This window comes from Sphingomonas trueperi (assembly GCF_040545665.1).
Taxonomy (GTDB): domain Bacteria; phylum Pseudomonadota; class Alphaproteobacteria; order Sphingomonadales; family Sphingomonadaceae; genus Sphingomonas; species Sphingomonas trueperi_B.
Genome location: NZ_JBEPMH010000004.1, coordinates 207,549 through 229,838, shown reverse-complemented (window position 1 = coordinate 229,838; position 22,290 = coordinate 207,549). Strand labels below are relative to the sequence as shown.

At 66.5% G+C, this 22,290-nt stretch carries 18 protein-coding genes; 13 read left to right on the top strand and 5 right to left on the bottom strand.

The window, feature by feature from the left end:
• The first annotated feature begins 118 nt into the window (after positions 1-118).
• The 6 genes from ABIC65_RS14505 to ABIC65_RS14480 all read left to right on the top strand — a co-directional run bounded on the left by ABIC65_RS14505 (position 119) and on the right by ABIC65_RS14480 (position 6,915).
• Positions 119-1,609, top strand: coding sequence for an ArnT family glycosyltransferase (locus ABIC65_RS14505; protein WP_354309680.1), 1,491 nt, complete (start codon positions 119-121; stop codon positions 1,607-1,609).
• A gap of 62 nt (positions 1,610-1,671) precedes the next feature.
• Complete coding sequence (locus ABIC65_RS14500) at positions 1,672-2,496, top strand: glutaminyl-peptide cyclotransferase (protein WP_354309679.1); 825 nt, start codon at positions 1,672-1,674, stop codon at positions 2,494-2,496.
• A gap of 470 nt (positions 2,497-2,966) precedes the next feature.
• The gene (locus ABIC65_RS14495; RefSeq protein ID WP_354309677.1) at positions 2,967-3,764 is read left to right on the top strand and encodes a hypothetical protein; all 798 of its coding nucleotides are present in this window, start codon (positions 2,967-2,969) and stop codon (positions 3,762-3,764) included.
• Positions 3,765-4,157: 393 nt separating this feature from the next.
• Positions 4,158-5,576, top strand: a complete 1,419-nt coding sequence (locus tag ABIC65_RS14490; RefSeq protein WP_354309676.1) for an amino acid permease — start codon at positions 4,158-4,160, stop codon at positions 5,574-5,576.
• On the top strand, positions 5,573-6,439 hold the full coding sequence (locus ABIC65_RS14485; protein WP_354309675.1) for an S-methyl-5'-thioadenosine phosphorylase: 867 nt from the start codon (positions 5,573-5,575) through the stop codon (positions 6,437-6,439). The genes ABIC65_RS14490 and ABIC65_RS14485 overlap by 4 nt, the downstream gene beginning before the upstream one ends.
• Positions 6,439-6,915, top strand: a complete 477-nt coding sequence (locus tag ABIC65_RS14480; RefSeq protein WP_354309673.1) for an FKBP-type peptidyl-prolyl cis-trans isomerase — start codon at positions 6,439-6,441, stop codon at positions 6,913-6,915. The genes ABIC65_RS14485 and ABIC65_RS14480 overlap by 1 nt, the downstream gene beginning before the upstream one ends.
• Before the next feature lie 40 nt (positions 6,916-6,955).
• Here ABIC65_RS14480 and ABIC65_RS14475 read toward each other — a convergent pair whose 3' ends face one another.
• The 3 genes from ABIC65_RS14475 to acnA all read right to left on the bottom strand — a co-directional run bounded on the left by ABIC65_RS14475 (position 6,956) and on the right by acnA (position 12,438).
• On the bottom strand, positions 6,956-8,146 hold the full coding sequence (locus ABIC65_RS14475; protein ID WP_354309671.1) for an NF038122 family metalloprotease: 1,191 nt from the start codon (positions 8,144-8,146) through the stop codon (positions 6,956-6,958).
• 183 nt (positions 8,147-8,329) lie between these two features.
• Complete coding sequence (locus ABIC65_RS14470) at positions 8,330-9,514, bottom strand: NF038122 family metalloprotease (RefSeq protein WP_354309669.1); 1,185 nt, start codon at positions 9,512-9,514, stop codon at positions 8,330-8,332.
• A 251-nt stretch (positions 9,515-9,765) separates the two neighbouring features.
• Positions 9,766-12,438: an aconitate hydratase AcnA gene (gene acnA / locus ABIC65_RS14465; RefSeq protein ID WP_354309667.1), complete on the bottom strand. Its 2,673-nt coding sequence runs from the start codon at positions 12,436-12,438 to the stop codon at positions 9,766-9,768.
• A 255-nt stretch (positions 12,439-12,693) separates the two neighbouring features.
• On the opposite strand from acnA, the gene ABIC65_RS14460 reads away from it, so the two are divergent.
• The 3 genes from ABIC65_RS14460 (at position 12,694) to ABIC65_RS14450 (ending at position 15,325) form a co-directional block, all read left to right on the top strand.
• Complete coding sequence (locus tag ABIC65_RS14460) at positions 12,694-13,302, top strand: hypothetical protein (RefSeq protein ID WP_354309665.1); 609 nt, start codon at positions 12,694-12,696, stop codon at positions 13,300-13,302.
• Between the two features lie 137 nt (positions 13,303-13,439).
• Complete coding sequence (locus tag ABIC65_RS14455; protein ID WP_354309663.1) at positions 13,440-14,204, top strand: tryptophan 2,3-dioxygenase; 765 nt, start codon at positions 13,440-13,442, stop codon at positions 14,202-14,204.
• Complete coding sequence (locus ABIC65_RS14450) at positions 14,201-15,325, top strand: aminotransferase class V-fold PLP-dependent enzyme (protein ID WP_354309661.1); 1,125 nt, start codon at positions 14,201-14,203, stop codon at positions 15,323-15,325. Before ABIC65_RS14455 ends, ABIC65_RS14450 begins: the two co-directional genes overlap by 4 nt.
• A 145-nt stretch (positions 15,326-15,470) precedes the next feature.
• Here the strand turns inward: ABIC65_RS14450 and ABIC65_RS14445 are convergent, their stop codons facing one another.
• Entirely contained in the window at positions 15,471-15,905 is a 435-nt protein-coding gene (locus ABIC65_RS14445) for a CoA-binding protein (protein ID WP_354309660.1), read from the bottom strand.
• 3 nt (positions 15,906-15,908) lie between these two features.
• Complete coding sequence (locus ABIC65_RS14440; RefSeq protein WP_354309658.1) at positions 15,909-16,865, bottom strand: P-loop NTPase; 957 nt, start codon at positions 16,863-16,865, stop codon at positions 15,909-15,911.
• Positions 16,866-16,936: 71 nt separating this feature from the next.
• Here ABIC65_RS14440 and hflK point away from each other — a divergent pair, with 71 nt between their 5' ends.
• From hflK to ABIC65_RS14420, 4 genes are all read left to right on the top strand, one after another.
• Positions 16,937-18,019, top strand: a complete 1,083-nt coding sequence (gene hflK / locus ABIC65_RS14435; RefSeq protein ID WP_354309656.1) for a protease modulator HflK — start codon at positions 16,937-16,939, stop codon at positions 18,017-18,019.
• Entirely contained in the window at positions 18,019-18,867 is an 849-nt protein-coding gene (hflC, locus tag ABIC65_RS14430; protein ID WP_354309655.1) for a protease modulator HflC, read from the top strand. Before hflK ends, hflC begins: the two co-directional genes overlap by 1 nt.
• Before the next feature lie 96 nt (positions 18,868-18,963).
• Complete coding sequence (locus tag ABIC65_RS14425; RefSeq protein WP_354309653.1) at positions 18,964-20,481, top strand: Do family serine endopeptidase; 1,518 nt, start codon at positions 18,964-18,966, stop codon at positions 20,479-20,481.
• Positions 20,482-20,550: 69 nt separating this feature from the next.
• Entirely contained in the window at positions 20,551-22,149 is a 1,599-nt protein-coding gene (locus tag ABIC65_RS14420) for a helicase HerA-like domain-containing protein (RefSeq protein ID WP_354309651.1), read from the top strand.
• Positions 22,150-22,290 lie beyond the last annotated feature (141 nt).

Here is a 22,290-nt window from a genome sequence, read left to right as displayed (position 1 = left end):
AAATTTGGAACCTGTTAAGGCTGGGATCGGCGACGATATGGCGAAGCGGTTCCGCACCATCGCACGCAGAAATTTCGCGCATGACGCGGACGCCTTCGCCGACTAGTTGGTCTGCCCCGTGGAGCATTGGACCCCAGTTCGCACCGCCCGTCCGGCAAGCGCGTGGCATCATATCGCATGGACGCTGCTGCTGTTCACCGGCGTCGCGTTCGCGCTGCGGCTGCACGATTTCGGCAATCCGGTGATCCATGTCGACGAGCAATATTATCTGCTGGTCGGCGACCGGATGCTGCACGGCGCGCTGCCCTATGTCGATTTCTGGGACCGCAAGCCGCTGGGACTGTTCCTGCTGTTCGCCGGCATGCGGCTGCTGCCGGGCGACGGCATCCTCGCCTATCAGCTGACCGCGACCGTGTTCGCCGCGCTTACCGCCGGGTTCATTGCGCTTTCGGCGCGGCGGCTGGGTGCGCGGACGCTGGGCGCGGCGGCGGCGGGCTGCGCCTATCTGCTGTGGCTCGGCTATCTCAGCGGGCGTGGCGGTCAGTCACCGGTCTTCTACAACCTGTTCATGGCGGCGGCGGGCTGGCTGACGCTGCGGCTGCCCGCCCTTGCGGACACGCGCCACCGGCGGGGGATCGTGCTGCAGGGCGCCGCCGCCTGCCTGCTCGCAGGACTGGCGATCCAGACCAAATATACGCCGGTGGTGGAAGGCGCGTTCTTCGGGCTGGCGCATCTCTGGTACCTGCACCGCGCCGAGGCGAAGCTGCCGCTGCTCGGCGGTGCAGCGATGCTATGGGCGCTGATGGGCCTGGCGCCGACGCTCGGTGCGGTCGCCTGGTATCATGCCCAGGGATCCGCGGTGTTCTCGAGCTTCTGGTTCTCCAACTTCGCATCGGTGGCGCTGCGGCGCAGTTATCCCGCGGCCAAGATCGTTGATCGGCTGGCCGGAACGACCGCGCAACTCTCGCCGTTCCTCGTCTGCGCGGCACTCAGCTGGCGGTGGCAGCCGGCGGAGCATCGCGCCGAGCTGCGGGTGGCGTTCGGCTGGCTGGGTGCGGCGCTGATCGGCTTCGCAATGATCGGCGCCTTCTTCGACCATTACGCGCTGCCGCTGCTGGTACCCTTCGTCATCGTCGCCGCCCCTGCGCTCGGGCGATCCCGGGTGGCGCTTGGCGCGAGCGCCCTCGCCGCCGCGATGCTGTTCGTCTTCCACTGGCAGATCGAGCCCGACGACCGCGCCACCGCCCGCGCCGCGGGACGGATCGTCGCCGCGCATGCCCATCAGGGCTGCCCCTATGTCTTCGCCGGCGATTCGGTGCTGTACCTGCTCGGCCATGCCTGCGTGCCGACCGCCTATGCCTTCCCGTCGACCCTCGCCTACGAAGCCGAGCAGGGCGCGACCGGGATCGACGAGGCCGCCGAGGTCCGCCGCATCATGGCGACGCGCCCGCCCGTGGTGGTGACGATGGACCCGCCGCTCGCGCCCTGGAACCGGCAGAGCCTCGCGGTGATGGCGCCGCTGCTCGCCCGCGACTATCGCCTTGAACTGCGCGCGCCCCGAGAGGAGACCCATCTCCTCGTCTATGTCCGCCGCGATCTGGCGCGCTAGGGGTTTACACGGCGGCCCCGCTTCGGCTTGGGTGGGCGCACGTAGAAGCGAAGAGGGTTCCGATGAAGCGCATCCTGTTGGTGGTCTTGGCCGCGATCGTGCTGGTCGGAGGCGCCGCCTTCGCCTTCACCCGGATCAAGCCGAGCGGCATCCCGGTGGTGCGCGCCGTCGCCGTCGCGACGCTGCCGCACGACGCAAGCGCCTTCACCGAAGGCCTCTTCTTCGAAAAGGGCGCGATGTACGAGAGCACCGGCCAGATCGGCGAATCGGTGATCCGCAAGCTCGATCCCGCCACCGGCAAGGTGCAGCAGGAAACCGCGCTCCCCGCCCCCTATTTCGGCGAGGGCATCGTCGCCTGGGGCGACAAGCTGTTCCAGCTGACCTGGCAGGACAAGACCGGCTTCATCTACGGCCTCGACACGTTCGAGCCGCGCGGCACCTTCGCCTATACCGGCGAGGGCTGGAGCCTGACCCGCAACGACAAGAACATCATCATGAGCGACGGCACCCCGGTGCTGCGCTTCCTCGATCCCAATTCGATGCAGGTGACCTCGACGCTGCGGGTGACCGCCAATGGCTGCCCGGTCGCCAATCTCAACGAACTCGAATGGGTCGACGGGCAGATCTATGCGAATATCTGGCAGACCAACCTGATCGCCAAGATCGATCCCACCAGCGGCAAGGTCACCGGCTTCCTCGACGTCAGCGACCTGGGGCCGAAGGATCGCGGCACCGACAATGTCGCCAACGGCATCGCCTATGATGCGCCGACCAAGCGGCTGTTCGTCACCGGCAAGCGCTGGCCGCAGCTCTACCAGGTCAAGGAAGGCGATGCCGTCGCCAAGTCGTCCGAGGCGGCGAAGCTGACGAGCTGCAGCCAGCAGTAAGCGGCACCTCCCCTTTTCAGTCCTCGCCCCGGCGTTAGGGGACGGTGTGTGCCGGTAGCGGACGACGCGCTGCAGAAGGAACCGTCACGTCGCCCCCGCGCCTGGCGCTCTTGCAAGCGGGAGCACTACCAGGTCTTGGCCCCCATAAACGTCCGCTCTTGCGTGAGCACCTGAATGTCCGAGCGTAGTGGGGAGCTGCCGCTGAGATAAGATGCAAAATGCTCACGCCGTCGACAAAGCGAAGCGGCTAATCTCCCCCACTTTCTCTTGCGCGGCTGCGGAACCCGTCTCTGTTGTACATGGCGGATTGCTACCACCGCAGGTGCCACCGGTGGTAGTAGGGACCACCAAGTGCCCCTGGTGGAAGAGAGCCAATCGTCAGTAGCAGAGCGCGGGCGGACAGAATTGAAGAGCTAGCACTAACTTGCCACGATCTGGGTGGCAATCTCCGTGGCTGCGCGAGGTCCGACATGACGAAGCCTGCTAAGACCCAGTTCCGAACGAAGTGCATCTACTGCGGGGTTAACGTTTACTCACAAGAGCACATTTATGGGCAGCGGTTCCGCCCACATTTGCTAGAGACCGAAGATACTTGGACACACCGCGCGGTCCGATATGGCCAGGATAACGAAATAATTGTTGTCAGAGACAAGGTCTGCAACGGTTCCATTTATGGTCGTTCAATCAATGGGCCTTGCGAAAAATGCAACAACACCTGGATGCAGATCATTAATGATCAGGCTGCTGATAGGCTTCTTGAACTGAAAGATGGCGTCTGGCCAAATCTGTCGGGATTGGATCGGGAAGCGCTTGCGCGTTGGGCCACCTTATTCGGAATGACCTATGTGCATGGCGACGCGCTTAGGGAATGCGTCACTGCTGAGGAGCGACACCAGTTTTATCAGCGCAAGCTGCCCCCGCATGGATGGAGCGTGTGGGTCGGCCGGTTAGACGCTGATGCGCGCTGGGTGACAGGCTCTGGGCACTTGAAGGCTATGACTTTGAGGCCAGATCTAGGACCGACTTCACCGGATACGATGACCCTGACGTTCTCATTCGGCCGGTTATTGTTCATGGTTTTCAAGACATTACCAATATACGCCTTGAACCCGAAGATCGCGCGGGAGATATTGGGCCTAATCCGGATTTGGCCTACGCCGTTAGAGCTCACACATCCGCCTTACCCTCACATCACGGACTCTGGAGCAGAACGCGTGGCATTCTGCTTGGCCGAGGTGAACGATATGCCGCTAATCATCTATGCATAATGGTATTCGAATCTTCACCCTCGCTGTTTTGGGGTGGCTAACACTGAAGGGGCGCACGCAATTCAAGCGCTGGGCCAAAGCAGCCCCAGCCCCCGCGGTCAAAGACAAACAGCCTCTCGAATATCGCTGCGACCGACAATAGAATAGGCTGGCCAAGCGCAAAAATCATCCCCGAGAGTTCGGCCCGTACGGGCCGCGCCAGTACCAGAGCAGCGACGTTTCGTGCGCTCAATGAAAGGCGGCAGATGGCGTGCTAAATCTCCGCAGTTGGGCGATTCATGCCGATCCGGTTTATGAGTCTAGGGCATAGAAAAAGGTGGCCGGCTGACACACCCTTGCCCCCTCCCTCCGGCTCGCTATCACCGGGCGCGCCAAGAACAACGGGGAGGATCCATGGCCAGTCTGTTCCGTCTGAAACCCATCACCGCCGCGGAGGACCAGCCGCACGGGCATCGCCTGGCGCGCACGCTGAGCTGGTATCATCTGGTGGCGCTGGGGGTCGGCGCGATCGTCGGCACGGGCATCCTTACCCTGATCGGCGTCGGCGCGGACCGGGCGGGGCCCGCCGTGATCCTCTCCTTCGTCGTCGCCGGCGCGATCTGCGCCTGCGCCGCGCTCGCCTATGCCGAACTCGCCACGACCATCCCCACCTCGGGCAGCGCCTATACCTACAGCTATGTCGCGCTCGGCGAGATCGTCGCCTGGGTGGTCGGCTGGAGCCTGCTCGCCGAATATACGCTGGTGGTCGCCACCGTCGCGGTCGGCTGGTCGGGCTATGCGACGCCCTTCCTGCTCGGCATGGGCGTGCCGCCGGAGCTGACCCACGGCCCGCAGATCGTCGCCGGTCAGGTTGCGGCCTGGGGCGTCAACGTGCCGGCGCTGTTCGTCGTCTGGCTGGTCGCCGGGCTGCTGATCCTCGGCACGCGCGAAAGCGCGACGCTCAACGCGATCCTGGTCGCGGTGAAGCTGGTCGCGCTCGCGGTGTTCGTCGCGGTCGCGCTGCCCTATTTCGATTCCGCCAATTTCGATCCGTTCGCCCCCTTCGGCTTCGCCAAGCATGCCAGCGGCGGGGTGGAGCGCGGGATGATGGCGGCGGCCGCGATCATCTTCTTCGCCTTCTACGGCTTCGATGCGATCTCCACCGCCGCCGAGGAGGCCAAGAACCCCGGCCGCGACCTCGCGATCGGCATCGTCGGATCGATGGTGGCCTGCGTCGCCATCTACATGATCGTGGCGCTCACCGCGGTCGGCGCGCTCCATTATACCCGCTTCGCCGACAGCCCCGAGCCGCTGGCGCTGATCCTGCGCGAGATCGGCCAGCCCGGCGTCGCCAAGTTCCTCGCGCTCAGCGCGATCGTCGCATTGCCGACGGTGATCCTCGGCTTCCTGTTCGGCCAGAGCCGCATCTTCTTCGTGATGGCGCGCGACGGGCTGCTGCCCAAGGCGCTCGCCAAGGTCTCGCGGCGCGGCTCGCCGGTGCGGATCACGCTGTTCACCGCCGCGATCGTCAGCGTGTTCGCGGCGTTCCTGCCGATCGACGAGATCGCCGCGCTCGCCAATGCCGGCACGCTCACCGCCTTCGCCGCGGTCGGCCTGTGCCTGCTGGTGCTGCGTCGCCGCGCGCCCGACCTCGTCCGCCCGTTCCGCACCCCGGCGGCGTGGGTGGTGGGCCTCGGCGCGATCTTCGGCTGCTGCTACCTGTTCCTCAGCCTGCCGACCAAGACGCAAGCATGGTTCTGCTGCTGGAACCTCTTGGGTCTCGTCGTCTATTTCGCCTATGCCCGCCGCAACGCAGCAAAGGGTGACGCATGAGCGGTTGGACGATCGGAATCATCGGCGGTTCGGGCCTCTACGATGTCGAGGGCATCGAGGGCGGCGCATGGGTGGAGGTGGCGAGCCCCTGGGGCCAGCCCTCGGACGCCTGCTTCGTCGGCCATGTCGGGCATGTGAAGGTGGTGTTCCTGCCGCGCCATGGCCGCGGCCACCGCATCAGCCCCTCGGACCTCAACGTGCGCGCCAATATCGACGTGCTCAAGCGGCTGGGCGTCACCGACGTGCTCGCCGTCTCCTCGGTCGGCTCGCTCGCCGAGGAACGCGCGCCGGGCACCTTCACCATCGCCGACCAGTTCATCGATCGCACCAAGGGCCGTACGCCCAGCTTCTTCGGCAGCGGCATGGTCGCGCACGTCTCGATGGCCGATCCGGTCTGCCCGCGCCTCTCCGCGCTGGCGGCCGAGGCGGCGCAGGCGGCGGGCGCGGTCACCCATGTCGGCGGCACCTATCTGGCGATGGAGGGCCCGCAATTCTCGACCCGCGCCGAGAGCAACCTGTATCGCAGCTGGGGCTGCGACATCATCGGGATGACCGCGATGCCCGAGGCCAAGCTCGCCCGCGAGGCGGAGCTGCCCTATGCGCTGGTCGGCATGGTCACCGATTATGACTGCTGGCGCGAGGGCGAGGAGGCGGTCGATGTCGCGCAGGTGATCGCCCAGCTCTCCAGCAATGCGGAAAAGGCCCGCAAGATGGTCATGCACCTGCTGCGCAACCTGCCCGAGGCGCGCACGCCCTCGCCGATCGACACTTGCCTCGACATGGCGCTGATCACTGCCCCTTCGGCGCGCGATCCGCAGCTACTCGCCAAGCTCGACGCCGTCGCCGGCCGGGTGTTCGGCTGATGGCGCGCGCACTGCTCGCAGCGACGGCGCTGCTGTTCGCCGTTCCCGCCATGGCGCAGGAAGCGCCGGTCGATCGCTCGCAGGACCTGCGCTGGCAGAGCGCCCAGTCGCTCGCGCTGGCCAGCCGCGGCTCGGCGCAGGGCTGGCGCGTGCTCGAGGGCGGCCTGCGCTGGCGGCGAGTGAAGGGCGACGGCTCGGGCCAGCACCCGGCGGTGAGCGACATGGTGACGCTGCATTATGCCGGCACCTTCGTCGACGGCAGCGAGTTCGACAGTTCGTACGGCGGCCCACCCGCGCGCTTCCCGCTCGATCGGCTGATCCGCGCCTGGCAGATCGCGGTGCCGCTGATGGGCGTGGGCGACACGATCGAAATCGCGGTGCCCGCCGAGCTTGGCTATGGCTTCCAGGGCAAGGGCCCGATCCCGGGCGGTGCCACGCTGCTGTTCAAGATCGAGCTGCTCGGCATCGGCGGCTGAGCGGCGACGGGCCGCGGGCCCCGATGCGGGGTCTCGCGGCTCAGCCGAAACGCAGTAGCATCCGCCGCCGCCGGTAGCGCGCTGCCGCGCCCACCCAGCCGATCCCGGCGATCAGCATCGCCCAGGCCGCAGGCTCCGGCACCATCGCGAACGAACGGTGGGCGGTGGAGGCGTAATAGGCCTGATAAATCTGTCCCGTGGATACGCTGTAGCCGGTGTTTGCCAACACGTTGACGTTGAGGTTCCAGCCGATCGCGTCGAACACCGCCAGATCGGCGGCGGTCACCACGTCGTTCACCCCGTCGCACGAATAGGGATTCATCATGCCGATGAAACCGGTGCAATTGCCGACGATCTTCCAGTGCGAGGCCTCCCAGCCGTCGCCATAGTTTTCACCGGTTGAGAAATAGGCGCTGCCGCCAAAAGCCGTGGCGCCGCCATTGATCGAGAAATAAGCGGGTGCGTCGAAACGCCAATCGAGCTGGCCCAGTGCCGAATAGCGGAACAGGTCCATGCCATAGGCGACCGGGATGTTGTCGATATGGTCTACCGGCCCGACCACGTTATCGAACGTGTCCACGCCACTGGTGAAGCCCAGCGCATGCCCTATTTCATGAATAGCGGCGCCGATGAAATCATAGCTGCCAGCCGTGATTCCGTCCGACGGATTGAAGTCGAACGCATAGTCGCTGGAGAAGATGATTTCTGCGTCGAGGCCGTTCACGTTGTTCACCAGCGCCTTCAGATTGGCTCCGGTGAGCGCGATGGTGCTGCCGATGATGCTGCCATTGGGAGCGATGCGGGTTCCGGAGGCGGCGACCCCGTTCTTGTGGGCCGGGTCGTCATAGGCAGGGATCAGCACCGTCGGCGTGCCGGCGCTGCTAAGCGGCTGGAAGTGGCTGGTGGCCTGCGCGTCAAGTGCGCTGTTGCCGGTCACCGCCAGCGCGTTCTGGTAGCTGGCGATGGTGATGCCGTCATAATAACGAAAGCCCGTCGCGGCCAGATCGCCAGGATCCAGCGCCTGAAAGCCGACATTGATGTGGATGGTGGCGTTGTTGGTGAGAACCGATTCCCAGTAATGCGCCGCGATCGTCAGCGCGACGTCCGCGGGAGAGCCGGTGACCCCGCCCACATCGTGCAGCACGATGTGGGTCTGTGCCACGGCCGGCGCCGCGACCGTGACCAAGGCTGCCGCCGTCCACGTCAGGAACCGCGCGTGATAGGAGCCCATAGCCGTACTCCCGCTGGAGGCGAACGACCGGCGCCTTCGCCGCTTCGCTCCGCCTGCTAGCGCCCCTGAGCACGGACTGGAAAGCGGAGGTAGGTGCAAAACGGACATGTCCGTCCGAGAACGCAATGCAAAACGGCCCCACTTCGGAAGAAGCGGGGCCGTCGTTCCTTCAGTTCGCGGGGATCAGGCGAAGCGAACCTGCCGCGAACGGTTGCGATAGCGCATCGCGCCGCCGATCGCGCCGAAGCCGAGGATCAGCATCGTCCAGCTTTCCGGTTCCGGCACGGCGCCGCCGGCGGCGATCCAGGCCTGGGCCACGTCCTTGGTGGTGAACTTGTAGCCGCCATTGGCGACGACATCGACGTTCACGTTCCAGCCGATCGCGTCCATCAGCGCGAGATCGGCGGAGGTGATTTCGTCCATCTGGCCGCTGCAGGTGTACGGGTTCATCACCCCGACATAGTTGCTGCAGGTGTTGTTGGCCTTCCAGTGCGAAGCCTGCCAGCCATCGCCGTAATTCTCGCCGGTCGAGAAATAGTCCTTGCCCTGGAAGACGGTCGCACCGCCGTCGATCGAGAAATAGGAGGGCTGGTCGAACGCCCAGTTGAGCTGGCCGTCGCCGCTGTAGCGGAACAGGTCGAGCGCATAGGCCCACCAATAATTGTCGGTCTTGAAACCCGAGCCGACCGAATAGTCGAAATCGTCCGCGCCGCTGAGAAAGCCCAGCGCATGGCCCATTTCGTGGATGGCGACGCCGACGAAGTCGGCGGTGCCGGCCTGGATGCCGTCGGTCGGGTTGAAGTCGAAGGCGAAGTCGCTCGAGAACTGGATCGTACCGTCCGAGGCCGCCGCTGCGGCGCCGAGCGCCTGTGCGTTGGCGCTGCTCAGCGCCATGGTGTTGCTGATCGCCTTGCCATCCGGCGTCAGACGCGTTCCCGTGGCGGCGACGCCGTCCAGGGTGGCGGGCTTGGCATAGTTCGGCACGATTGCCGAAACGCTGCCGGTGGCGCTCAGCGGCGCCAGATGCGAGACAACGGTCGCATCGAGCGCGCTCGTGCCGGTCGCGGCGAGAGCGCCGTAATAGCTGTCGATGCCGACATTGGTGAGCAGCGTGCTGCTGGTGCCGCCCAGGATGTTCGGCCCGAGCTTGGCGAAGCCGACGTCGAAATGCAGCGTCACGTTGTTGGTGAGGACGCTTTCCCAATAGCTCGCGGCGATCTTGAAGCCGAGTTCGGCGGGCGAGCCGGTCACACCGCCAATGTCGTTGAGTACGATCTTCGTCTGCGCAGCCGCAGGTTGTGCCGCAGTAATCGCCAGTCCGAATGCCGTCGCAGTCGCGAGCAGCGCCTTCATCTTCGTCGTCTTCATCCGAACCCCCATTTTGGTCGATGACTTCGATCGCACCGAATCCCGGTTTACCGATCGTTAACCAAGGTGATGGAGGCAGCGGCACCAGGTCAAGCAGGAAATGTTACAGTTTGTTGTTTTGTTGAAATGTCGTGTCGCGCGGTCATCACACATCTTCATGTTCGTGAATACTACGCGACAGGAAGAACTATACGCAAAAAAACCGGCGCCCTCCCTGCGGAGGACGCCGGCCTTTTGCGTAGCGCGACGGATCAGGCCGCGAGCTTGCGCAGCACGTAGTGCAGGATGCCGCCGTTGAGGAAATATTCCAGCTCGTTGACGGTATCGATCCGGCAGCGAGTGAGGAAGCTTTCCGAGGAGCCGTCGGCGCGCGTCAGCTTCACTTCCACGTCCTGGCGCGGGCGGAGGCCCGCGACGCCGGTGATGGTGAAGGTTTCCGAGCCGTCGAGCTTCAGCGTCTCGCGCGTTACGCCCTCGGCGAACTGCAGCGGCAGCACGCCCATGCCGACCAGGTTCGAGCGATGGATACGCTCGAAGCTCTCGGTGATCACCGCACGCACGCCGAGCAGGTTGGTGCCCTTCGCCGCCCAGTCGCGCGACGAGCCGGTGCCATATTCCTTGCCCGCGACGATGACGAGCGCGGTGCCGTCGGCCTTGTGGCGCATCGCGGCGTCGTAGATCGGCATCACCTCGCCGGCGTACTTGGTCATGCCGCCTTCGACGCCCGGCACCATCTCGTTCTTGATGCGGATGTTGGCGAAGGTGCCGCGGACCATGACTTCATCGTTGCCGCGGCGCGCGCCGTAGCTGTTGAAGTCCTTCTTGGCGACCTGATGCGACTGGAGGAACGCACCGGCGGGCGAATCCGCCTTGATGCTGCCGGCGGGCGAGATGTGATCGGTGGTGATCGAATCGCCCAGGATCGCCAGCGGCTTGGCGTCGACGATGTCCTGCACCGGCGCCGGGGTCATCGACATGCCCTCGAAGTAGGGCGGGTTGTGGATGTAGGTCGACGAGGTCGGCCAGGCATAGGTGTCCGACACGGTGACGCTGATGCCCTGCCAGTGGCTGTCACCCAGATAGACGTTGCCGTAGCGCGAGCGGAACATCTCGTCGTCGATGTTGGCGCTGATCAGGCCCTGGATTTCCTCGTTCGAGGGCCAGATGTCCTTGAGGAAGACCGGGCCGTTGGTGCCCTGGCCGATCGGCGTCTCGTACATGTCCTCGGTCACCGTGCCCTTCAGCGCATAGGCGACGACGAGCGGCGGCGAGGCGAGGAAGTTGGCGCGGACGTCCGGCGAGACGCGGCCCTCGAAGTTGCGGTTGCCCGACAGCACCGAGGCGGCGACGATGTCGTTGCCGTTGATCGCCGCCGAAATCGGCTCGGCGAGCGGACCCGAATTGCCGATGCAGGTCGTGCAGCCATAGCCGACCAGGTTGAAGCCGATCGCGTCGAGATCCTCGGTGAGCCCAGCCTTGTTCAGGTAGTCGGTGACCACCTGCGAACCCGGCGCCAGCGAGGTCTTCACCCACGGCTTGCGGGTGAGGCCCAGCGCGCGCGCCTTGCGGGCGACGAGGCCGGCGGCGATCAGCACCGAGGGGTTCGAGGTATTGGTGCAGCTGGTGATCGCGGCGATCACGACGTCGCCGTCGCCGATGTCATGGTCGCGACCCTCGACGCTGACGCGCGCGGGCTGCTCCTTCTTGTACACCTTGGTCAGGTCGCCGTTGAACACTTCGTCGACGCTGTCGAGGCTGACGCGGTCCTGCGGGCGCTTCGGGCCGGCGAGCGACGGACGCACCGTCGACATGTCGAGCTCGAGCGTGTCGGTGAAGATTGGCTCGGGGCCGCTGACGTCGTGCCACATGCCCTGCGCCTTGGCATAGGCCTCGACCAGCGCGACATTCTCGTCGCTGCGGCCGGTGAGGCGCATGTAATCGAGCGTCTTGTCGTCGATCGGGAAGAAGCCGCAGGTCGCGCCATATTCCGGCGCCATGTTGGCGATGGTCGCGCGGTCGGCGAGCGTCATCGCGTGCAGTCCGGGGCCGTAGAACTCGACGAAGCGGCCGACGACGCCCTTGGCGCGCAGCATCTGGGTGACGGTGAGCACCAGATCGGTCGCGGTGATGCCCTCGGCAAGCTTGCCGGTGAGCTTGAAGCCGACGACTTCGGGGATCAGCATCGACACCGGCTGGCCGAGCATCGCGGCTTCCGCCTCGATGCCGCCCACGCCCCAGCCGAGCACGCCCAGGCCATTGACCATGGTCGTGTGGCTGTCGGTGCCGACCAGCGTGTCCGGATAGGCGATCGTGGCGCCGTCGGGCGCCTGCGACGACCAGATCGACTGCGAGATATATTCCAGGTTCACCTGGTGGCAGATGCCGGTGCCCGGCGGGACGACCGAGAAGTTGTTGAGCGCCTTGGAGCCCCACTTGAGGAACTCGTAGCGCTCGGCGTTGCGCTCGTACTCGAGCTTGACGTTATCGTCGAACGCCTGGGGCGTGCCGAACTCGTCGACCATCACCGAGTGATCGATCACGAGGTGCACCGGCACCAGCGGGTTGATCTTGGCCGCGTCGCCGCCGAGCTTGGTGATCGCGTCGCGCATCGCGGCGAGGTCGACCACGCAGGGCACGCCGGTGAAATCCTGCATCAGCACGCGCGCGGGGCGATACTGGATCTCGCGGCTGGGCGCCTTGGGGTTCTGCTGCCAGTCGACGATCGCCTGGGCGTCCTCCGGCGTGACGGTCACGCCGTCGTCGAAGCGGAGCATGTTTTCCAGCAGCACCTTCATCGAGAAGGGCAGGCGGCTGATGTCGCCGAGCTTCGCCGCCGCCTTGGGGAGCGAGTAGAAGCTGTAGGTCTTGCCGGAGACGGTGAGCGAGTCACGCGTGCCGAGCGTATCGTTGCCGATGGCGGTCATGAGGCGCGGGGTCCTTTCCCTGATCTGGTCCGCCGGGCGCTCGGTGGACGCAGCCCATTATAGGCCGCGCGGGCGCACCGTCGGGGTGCTGCGAATGCGAAGATTCGCGAGGGGCCTTAGCGCGGTGCGGCGGGGAGGGAAAGGGGAGGTTGGTAGGGGGACTGGTGGTGGTAGCGGTAACGGTTCAAAGCGGTTGAGGCATGTGACTTAGAACCATCTTCTCATCCGCTGGTTGGCAGCCTATGCGAAGCAAGTATGACGGTGGAGCAAGATCTCTGGATTCACTCCGATGAAACGGAGGATGTTGCGGGGTCGCTCCGGCATGTATTGCGCTGCATCGATTACGTCAAATCCGATTCGCAGGCTTGGAAATGGTTCGCGCTCGCATTGCATTCGGCACTCCAAGGAGCGTGCGTCTGCCACCTTACAACTTCCCTGGCTCCGGTCGGGGCGGTGACGAAACGCAATGCTGCTGAGTGGATATCGTTTGTTGAAATGCGTCGTACTAATCCCGCGGCGGAAATGCCTCGCACCGAGTTAATGTCTCTACCTGATCTTCTGAAAGCCGTGCGCAAGCCGTATTCGGCGGGTGACCGCAGCAACAGTGCGGGCATCGCAATTTCCGATAGGGAGCTCACTTGGATTAGGCGATTCCACGATGAAGTGCGCAACCAGTTCGTGCATTTTGAGCCGATGGGATGGGCGATCGAGGTTTCCGGCATACCGGACATTGGTAAGTTTGTTTCACGGATCATCGGCGAAATTCTGGAGGCCGGCTACGGCTTTAGACATCGAGATTTGGCATGGCGAGATGCTCTCGCCGCGGACGTTTCCCGCCTATCTTCGTTGGGTTTGCTCGGATAGGCGAAGGGCTCTCACTCTCGCTTCCCGCATTTACATCGTTCGCTGTGATTGGCGGCTGCAGAGTGAATTGTCCTCCCGGGTGGTGAAGCCGCCCCTCGCCCATTGCCGTTTCCCGCCCCGCTGCTAGCGTCGCGCCCATGACCGAAGGCATGACCTATGGGCGCTATCTCGCCCTCGACCAGCTGCTCGCCGCCCAGCATCCGCTGTCGGACCGGCATGACGAGCTGCTGTTCATCATCATCCACCAGACCAAGGAGCTGTGGCTCAAGCAGATCCTCGCCGAGCTGCACCTCGCCAAGGAATTGGTCCGCGCGGGCAAGCTGATCGAGGCGTATAAGGGCCTGGCGCGGGTGAGCCGCATCCAGGCGGTGATGACGCTGAGCTGGGATGTGCTCGCGACGATGACGCCCAGCGACTATACCCGCTTCCGCTCGGTGCTCGGCGGCAGCTCGGGCTTCCAGTCGGACCAGTTCCGCGCGGTCGAGACGATGCTGGGCCTGCGCGGCGGCGGGGTGCCGGGGCCGCTGACCGACGAGGCCGCCGCGCTGCCGAGCCTGTGGGACGATGCCAATGCCGCGCTCGCCGCCGCCGGCTTCGACCTGCCCGAGGCCGTGCTGCACCGCGACTGGCCGACGCCCTATCAGCCGAACGACGATGTCCGCGCCGCCTGGGGCCAGGTGTACCGCGACACCAATCGCTACTGGGACCTCTACCAGCTCGCCGAGAAGCTGGTCGACATCGACGACGCGATGGCGACGTGGCGGCACAAGCATGTCCTCACCGTCAGCCGGGTGATCGGCGGCAAGATGGGCACCGGGGGCACGCCGGGCGTCTCCTATCTCGAATCGACGCTCGCCAAGCGCGCCTTCCCCGAACTCTGGTCGCTACGGACCGACCTGTGAGCAGCTTCAAGCATTTGTTCCAGCGGTCGCTGGCCGCCGCCCCCGACCGGCTGCACTTCGCCGCGCACAGCCATCATCTGTGGCCCGACGCCTCGTGGCTCGGCCAGCAGGCGGCGTGGGACGATGCCGCGCGGCTCGCCGACCGCAAATGGGGCCGGGTGATGGACGAAATCTGGCCCGCCGCGCAGGCGCATGTCGCCGCCGAGCTGCACCTGCCCGATCCGTCGACGGTCGTCTTCGCTTCCAACACGCATGAACTGCTGCTGCGGATCGTCTCGGCGATGGCCCCGCGCCGGCCGCTGCGCATCCTCGCCACGGACGGCGAGTTCCACAGCTTCCGCCGCCAATCGCTGCGCTGGGAGGAAGCGGGCACGGCGGTGGTCACGCGGGTACCGATGGAGGAGATCGTCGCGACGGCGCGGGGGGGCGGCTTCGACCTGATCGTGGCGAGCCATGTCCAGTTCGGCACCGGCCATATCTTCGATGGCGTCGCCGAGCTTGCGGCGCTGGCGCGGCCCGAGGGGCCGTGGGTGCTGATCGACGGCTATCACGGCTTCATGGCCGTCGAGACCGATCTGTCGGCGGTGGCGGATCGGGTGTTCTACGTCGCGGGCGGGTACAAGTATGCGATGGCGGGCGAAGGCGTCGGCTTCCTCCACGCGCCGCCGGGCTTCGGGCCGCGGCCGGAGATCACCGGCTGGTATGCCGAGTTCGAGGACCTGGCGCTGCCGCCGGGCCGGATCGGCTATGCGCCCGACGCCCGCCGCTTCCTCGGCGCGACCTTCGATCCGTCGGGGCTCTACCGCTTCGTCGCGGTGCGCGAGATGCTGGCGCGCGAGGGGCTGACCACGGCGGCGATCAATGCCCATGTCGCGCCGCTCCGCGCGCAGTTGCTGGCGGACTTCCCCCTCGACGCCGAGCGGATCAACCCCGCCGCGCCGGACGCGCCTCAGGCCCGCTTCGTGGCGCTGCGCAGCCCGCATGCCGCCGCGTGGCAGGCGGCGCTGCTGACGGACGAGATTGTTACCGATGTGCGCGGCGACGTGCTGCGGATCGGACTGGGTATCTACCAGGATGCTCGCGACGTGGCGAAGCTGCGTGAGGCCCTCGCCGGCCTCTAGCCGCCTGACGGCAAGCCCACCCTGCCGTCATCCCGGCGAAAGCCGGAATCCAGTCGCCTCTCGTTAGCAGCGAGAGCCGTAACGGAGACCCCAATGGATCCCGGCTTCCGCCGGGATGACGGAGTGAAACTAGCGCGCGCTGCGATCAGGCGGCGGCGAGCGGCGCAAGGCCCAGCCGGCGGATCTCGATCGCCGGGCAGCGGTCCATCACCACCTTGAGCCCGGCCGCCTCGGCACGCGCCGCGGCTTCATGGTCGATCACGTCGAGCTGCATCCAGATCGAGCGGGCACCGGCCGCGATCGCCGCGTCCACCACCGCGCCCGCGTGTTCGGACTTGCGGAAGATGTCGACCATGTCGATCGGCACGCCGATCTGGCTCAGTTCGCGAAAGACGAACTCGCCATGGATATGCTCGCCGGTAATCTGCGGATTGACCGGGATCACGCGATAGCCGTGCCGCTGGAGCAGCACCATCACGCCATTGCTGGGTCTATTCGGACGATCGGACGCGCCGACCATCGCAATGATGCGCGTTTCCTCGAGCAGGGTGCGGATGTCTTCGTCACGCGTCAGCGGCATGCATCACCTCTTTAGCCAATCATAGACCGAATCGGCGAGCGTTACAAAGGATCCGGAAGACTCCGTATCTCCGGCGGCGGGGGGCGTGCCTGCATCCGAAGCGGCGCGGATTTCCATCGCCAGCGGGATGCGGGCGAGGAACGGAATGCCGAGCGCGCCCGCCGCCTTCTCCGCCCCGCCGCTGCCGAACGGATCGGAGACGCAGCCGCAATGCGGGCAGCAGTATCCCGCCATGTTCTCGACAAGACCCACGATCGGCACCCCGGCCTTGTTGAACAGGTCGATCGCGCGGGTCGCGTCGATCAGCGCGAGGTCCTGCGGGGTGGAGACGATCACCGCCCCCGCCGGCTTGTGCTTCTGGATCATCGTCAGCTGCACGTCGCCGGTGCCGGGCGGCAGGTCGAGTACGAGCAGCTCGGTATCGCCCCAGTCGGCATCGACCATCTGGCCGAGCGCGCCGCCCGCCATCGGCCCGCGCCAGGCGATCGCCTGCCCCTCGGCGACCAGCCCGCCCATCGACAGCATCTTGAGCCCGAACGGCGTTTCGATCGGCAGCAATACTTTGTCACGCGCCTGCGGCTTCACGCCCTCGACGCCCAGCAACTTTGGCTGCGAGGGGCCGTAGATATCGGCATCGACCAGCCCGACCTTGAGCCCGCGCCGGGCCAGCGCGATCGCCAGATTGGCGGCGACGGTCGACTTGCCCACCCCGCCCTTGCCGCTGGCGACCGCGAGAATCCGGCGCGTGCGGCGCTCGCTGGTGAGGAGAATGCGCACTTCGGCGACGCCCGGCAGCGCGGCGGCGGCGCTGCGCACCTCGGCTTCGAGCGCGTCGCGGGTCTCGGGCGCGAGGCCGGTCACGTCGAGCACGACATTGGCGCGGCCGCCTTCGAGGCGCACGGTGGCGCGGCCGGCGGAGACGGGGGCGAGGGCGGCGGAAAGGTCCTGCGGGTCAGTCATCCCGCGGCACATAGGTACACAATCGTCCGACGCCACTGTAAATCCGCGTCGCCCTGCTTATAAAGGTCGGCATGGTGAATAGTTCTGGCCGTGACGCGCTGTCCGGCACCTTCCACAACGAGCCGCCGAAAAGCCCCTGGGGCGGCGGCCCGGACAAGGATGACGGCAATGGCGGGGGCCCGCGCAACCCGTGGTCCGTCCCGCCCGAGGGTCGGCGTTCGCGCACCGGCTCGCCCAGCGCGCTCGACGAGCTGTGGCGGCGGGCACGGAGCGGCGGCGGTGGCGGCGGCCTGCCCGGCGTGCCCACCGGCGCGCGGCTGTGGCTGCTGATCCTCGCCGGCCTGCTGGCGGTGTGGGTGCTCTACACCTCGATCCACCCGATCGGGCCGCGCGAGAAGGGCGTGGTCACGTTCCTCGGCCGCTATTCGGGCACGCTCGATCCGGGCATCCAGTTCACCCTGCCCGCCCCCTTCCAGCTGGTCGACGTCGTCGATGTCGGCAATATCCGCACCGAGAATTTCCCGAACAGCGGCGAAAACCTGATGCTGACCGGCGACCAGAACATCGTCGATCTCGCCTATTCGGTCCGCTGGGACGTGCGGAGTGCTTCTGCCTATGTGTTCCAGATCGCCGATCCGCGCGAGACGGTGCGCGCCACGGCGGAAAGCGCGATGCGCGCGGTGATCTCGAACACCACGCTCAACGAGGCGATCGGTGAGGGCCGCTCGAAGATCGAGGCCGAGGCCCAGGTCGCGATGCAGAAGATCCTCGACGAATATGGCGCGGGCATCCGCATCCAGGGCGTCGCGATCCAGAAGGCCGCGGCACCCGCACAGGTGGACGACGACTTCAAGGCCGTCACCGCCGCGCAGCAGGAAGCCGAATCGAACCGCAACAACGCCAATGCCTATGCCCAGCGCGTGATCGCCGCGTCGCAGGGCGAGGCGGCCGAGTTCGACAAGATCTACGAACAGTACAAGCTGGCCCCCGAAGTGACCAAGCGCCGGCTCTATTACGAGACCATGGAGGCCGTGCTGGCCAACACCAACAAGACGATCGTCGAGGCACCCGGCGTGAACAGCTACCTGCCGCTGCCGGCGCTGCGCCGGGGCAATGCGCCGGCCGATGCGCAGGATAAGGGAGTCGCCAAGTGATGGCCTGGGCCCGCAATCCGATCGCGCTCGTCGTCGCGGTGATCGTGGTGCTGATCGTGCTGATGAGCACCGTGGCGATCGTGCCGGAGACCAAGCAGGTCGTCGTGCTGCGGCTGGAGAAGCCGTACCGCACGGTCAACGCCTACAAGGACGGGGAAGGCTTCGGCCGCACCAATGCCGGCCCGGTGTTCCGCATCCCGTTCGTCGACCGCCTCGTCTGGGTCGACAAGCGGATCCTCGACGTCGACCTGCCCGACGAGCCCGTGCTGTCGACCGACCAGCTGCGGCTCGAGATCGACGCCTATGCCCGCTACCGCGTCACCGATCCGCTGCGGATGGTGGTGACCGTCGGCACCGAGGAGCGGCTGCGCGAACAGCTCCAGCCGCTGCTGCGCTCATCGCTGCGCAACGAGCTGGGCAAGCGCCGCTCGAGCACGCTGCTCAGCCCCGAGCGGGGCCAGGTGATGGACAATGTCCAGGATTCGCTCCAGCGGCTCGCCAGCCAGTATGGCGTGCAGATCGTCGACGTGCGGATCAAGCAGACCGAGCTGCCCTCGGGCTCGCCGCTGACCAGCGCGCTCACCCGCATGGCCACCGCACGCCGCCAGGAGGCGGAGACGATCAAGGCGCAGGGCCTGAAGGACGCGCAGATCATCCGCGCCAACGCCCAGGCGCAGGCGGCGCAGATCTATGCGGCGGCGTTCAACAAGGATCCGAAATTCTACGACTTCTACCGCGCGATGCAGTCGTACCGGACCACCTTCCTGAGCCCGGATGCCAAGGGCGAGAGCCAGATCATCCTGTCGCCGAGCAATGAGTATCTGCGCGAGTTCACCGGGCAACGATGAGTCTGTCCGCTCGTTCATATTCAAATCAGGTTCAGCCGCGCTGGGTAGAAGCGCGGTTTGAGACGAACACCATTCCTTTCGAGAGGAAATGACCCCGTGCGTTACGCCTACGCCTTGACTACCGCGATCCTGCTGGGTGGCGCCGCCACCGCGCTTTCGCTCAACCAGCCGGCCGGCGCGCAGACCGCGCAGAACGAGCCGGGCACCATCCAGGCGGTGGCCCCCAAGGCCGGCGCGCCGATGAGCTTCGCCGATCTCGTCGCCCGCCTCCAGCCCGCCGTCGTCAACATCTCGACCACGCAGCGCGTGAAGGTGAACGCCAATCCGTTCGCCGGCACGCCGTTCGAGATGTTCGGCCAGGGCCAGGGCCAGCCGGTGACCCGCGAGGCGCAATCGCTGGGTTCGGGCTTCGTGATCTCGGCCGACGGCTATGTCGTCACCAACAACCACGTGATCTCGGCGGGTGCGCAGGGCGCGGTGGTCGAATCGATCACCGTCACGCTGGCCGACGGCCGCGACTTCAAGGCCAAGCTGATCGGCCATGATGCGCAGTCGGACCTCGCGGTGCTCAAGATCGACGGCACCGCGCTGCCCTTCGTCAAGTTCGGCGATTCGGCGCGCGCCCGCGTCGGCGACTGGATCCTGGCGATCGGCAATCCGTTCGGCCTGGGCGGCACCGTCACCGCCGGCATCATCTCGGCGACGCACCGCGTCACCGGCACCGGCGCCTATGACCGCTTCATCCAGACCGATGCCTCGATCAACCGCGGCAATTCGGGCGGCCCGATGTTCGACCTCAACGGCAACGTGATCGGCATCAACTCGCAGATCCTGTCGCCCACCGGCGGCAATGTCGGCATCGGCTTCGCGATTCCGGCCGAGGAAGCCAAGCCGATCATCGACAAGCTGATGAAGGGCCAGACGATCACGCGCGGCTATCTCGGCATCGCGATGCAGGACCTGACCAAGGATCTCGCGGCCGGCTTCGGCCTGCCGTCGGACCGCGGCACGCTGGTCGCCCGCGTCGAGCCCGGCCAGCCGGCCGAGAAGGCGGGGATCAAGCAGGGCGACGTCATCGTCAAGGTCAACGGCAAGGACGTGACCCCCGACCAGACGCTGTCCTACATCGTCAGCAACGTCACGCCGGGCACGCGCATCCCCGTGGAACTGCTCCGCGACGGCAAGCGCCAGACCGTCACCGTGACGGTCGGCACGCGTCCGCCGGAAGAGCAGCTCGCCCAGTTCGATCCGAACGATCAGGACGGCGCGCAGGGCGATGACGGCGATGACGGCAGCAGCGCGGCGACCGCGCCGACCGCACTGCTCGGCATCGGCGTGACGCCGCTGACCCCGCAGATCGCGCGTTCGATCGGCGTCGACCCCTCGATCGGCGGCGTCGTGATCCTGGGCGTGAATCCGAGCAGCGATGCGGCCGGCAAGGGCCTGCAGCGCGGCGATGTGATCGTCTCGATCAACCAGCAGCCGGTGCGCACCTCGGCGGACCTGACCAAGGCCGCCGCTGCCGCCAAGGCCGCGGGCCGCAAGCAGGTGGTGCTTTACGTCCAGCGCAAGAACATCGGCAACTATATCCCCGTCGGTCTCGCCGGGAACTGATCCGCCGCAAAAGCGGCTGACCAGGGCCCGTTTCTTCCCTATGCCGGCTCCCCACAAGAGGAGCAGGAAATGGCGGAAGAGACGGGCCTTTTCGTTGGTGCAGCTGGGGACGCGCAGATCGAGCTGAACCTGCGCCGGGCCAATCGCCACGGGCTGATCGCCGGGGCGACCGGCACCGGCAAGACGGTGACGCTGCAGGGCCTGGCCGAGGGCTTTTCGGCCGCCGGGGTGCCGGTGTTCGTGGCCGACGTGAAGGGCGATCTGGGCGGGCTCGGCATGGCCGGATCGCCGCTCGCCAAGCCGCATGCCGCCTTCGCCGCGCGGGCGGAAGCGATCGGCGACAGCGGCTGGAAGTACCAGGCAATGCCGGTGCAGCTCTGGGATCTGTTCGGCGAGCAGGGCCACCCGATCCGCGCCACCGTCTCCGAAATGGGCCCGCTGCTGCTCGCGCGGCTGATGGACCTCAACGAGGTGCAGGAAGGCGTGCTGACCATCGCCTTCCATGTGGCCGACGCCGAGGGGCTGCTGCTGCTCGACCTTGACGATCTCCAGGCGATGCTGGCGCACTGCGCCGAGCGCGCCGAGGAACTGAGCACCACCTACGGCAACGTCTCGAAGCAGAGCGTCGGGGCGATCCAGCGCCAGCTGCTCCAGCTGCGCTCGCAGGGCGGCAGCCATTTCTTCGGCGAGCCGGCGCTCAGCATCCAGGACTTCCTGGCACACGACGATATCGGTCGCGGCGTGATCAACATCCTTGCCGCCGACAAGCTGATGGCGAGCCCACGGCTCTATGCCAGCTTCCTGCTCTGGCTGCTCTCCGAACTGTTCGAGACGCTTCCCGAGATCGGCGACCCCGACAAGCCGGTGCTCGTCTTCTTCTTCGACGAGGCGCATCTGCTGTTCGACGATGCGCCCAAGGCACTGCTGGAGAAAATCGAGCAGGTGGTGCGGCTGATCCGCTCGAAGGGCGTCGGCGTCTATTTCGTCACCCAGAACCCGATCGACATCCCCGAGGACGTCGTCGCCCAGCTCGGCAACCGCGTCCAGCACGCGCTGCGCGCCTTCACCTCGCGCGACCAGAAGGCGATCCGCGCCGCCGCCGAGACCTTCCGGGCGAGCCCGGGGCTCGACGTGGCGACCGTGATCACCGAGCTGGCGGTGGGCGAGGCGCTGGTCTCGCTGCTCCAGGCGGACGGATCCCCGGCGCCGGTATCGCGCACACTGATCCGCCCGCCCGCCTCGCGCGTCGGCCCGCTGGCGGCGGACGAGCGCAAGATCCTGGTCGAGACCGATGCGGTCGGCGCCAAGTACGACAGCGCGATCGACCGCGAGTCCGCCGAGGAACTGCTCGCCGCCAAGCGCGCCGAGGCGAGCGCTGCGGCTGCCGAAGCCCAGGCCCGCGACGCCGCCGAAAAGGCCGCCGCCGCCCAGGCCAAGGAAGATGCCCGCCGCGCCAAGGAGGAGGAACGCGCTCGCATCGCGGCCGAGCGCGAGGCGGCGAACAACCCGCTGAACCGCGCGATCCGCTCCGCCACCCGCTCGGCCTCGTCGGCGGCGGGACGCGCGGTGGCGAACGAAGTCAGCAAGGCGGTGTTCGGCAGCAAGGGCGGCGGCGGCGTGCTGGGCCAGGTGGTCCGCGGGGTGCTGGGCGGGCTGTTCCGCGGCTGAACGCCCGGAAAAGCCTGTCCTTTCGCTGTCGCCGGTGCCACGGTGCCGGCAATGCGACGGCGAGGATGCCATGCTGATCCGAGCGGACCACTGCGTGCAGCAGTGGCGCGGTTTGGCACGCCCCGCCCCCACCCCCTTTCG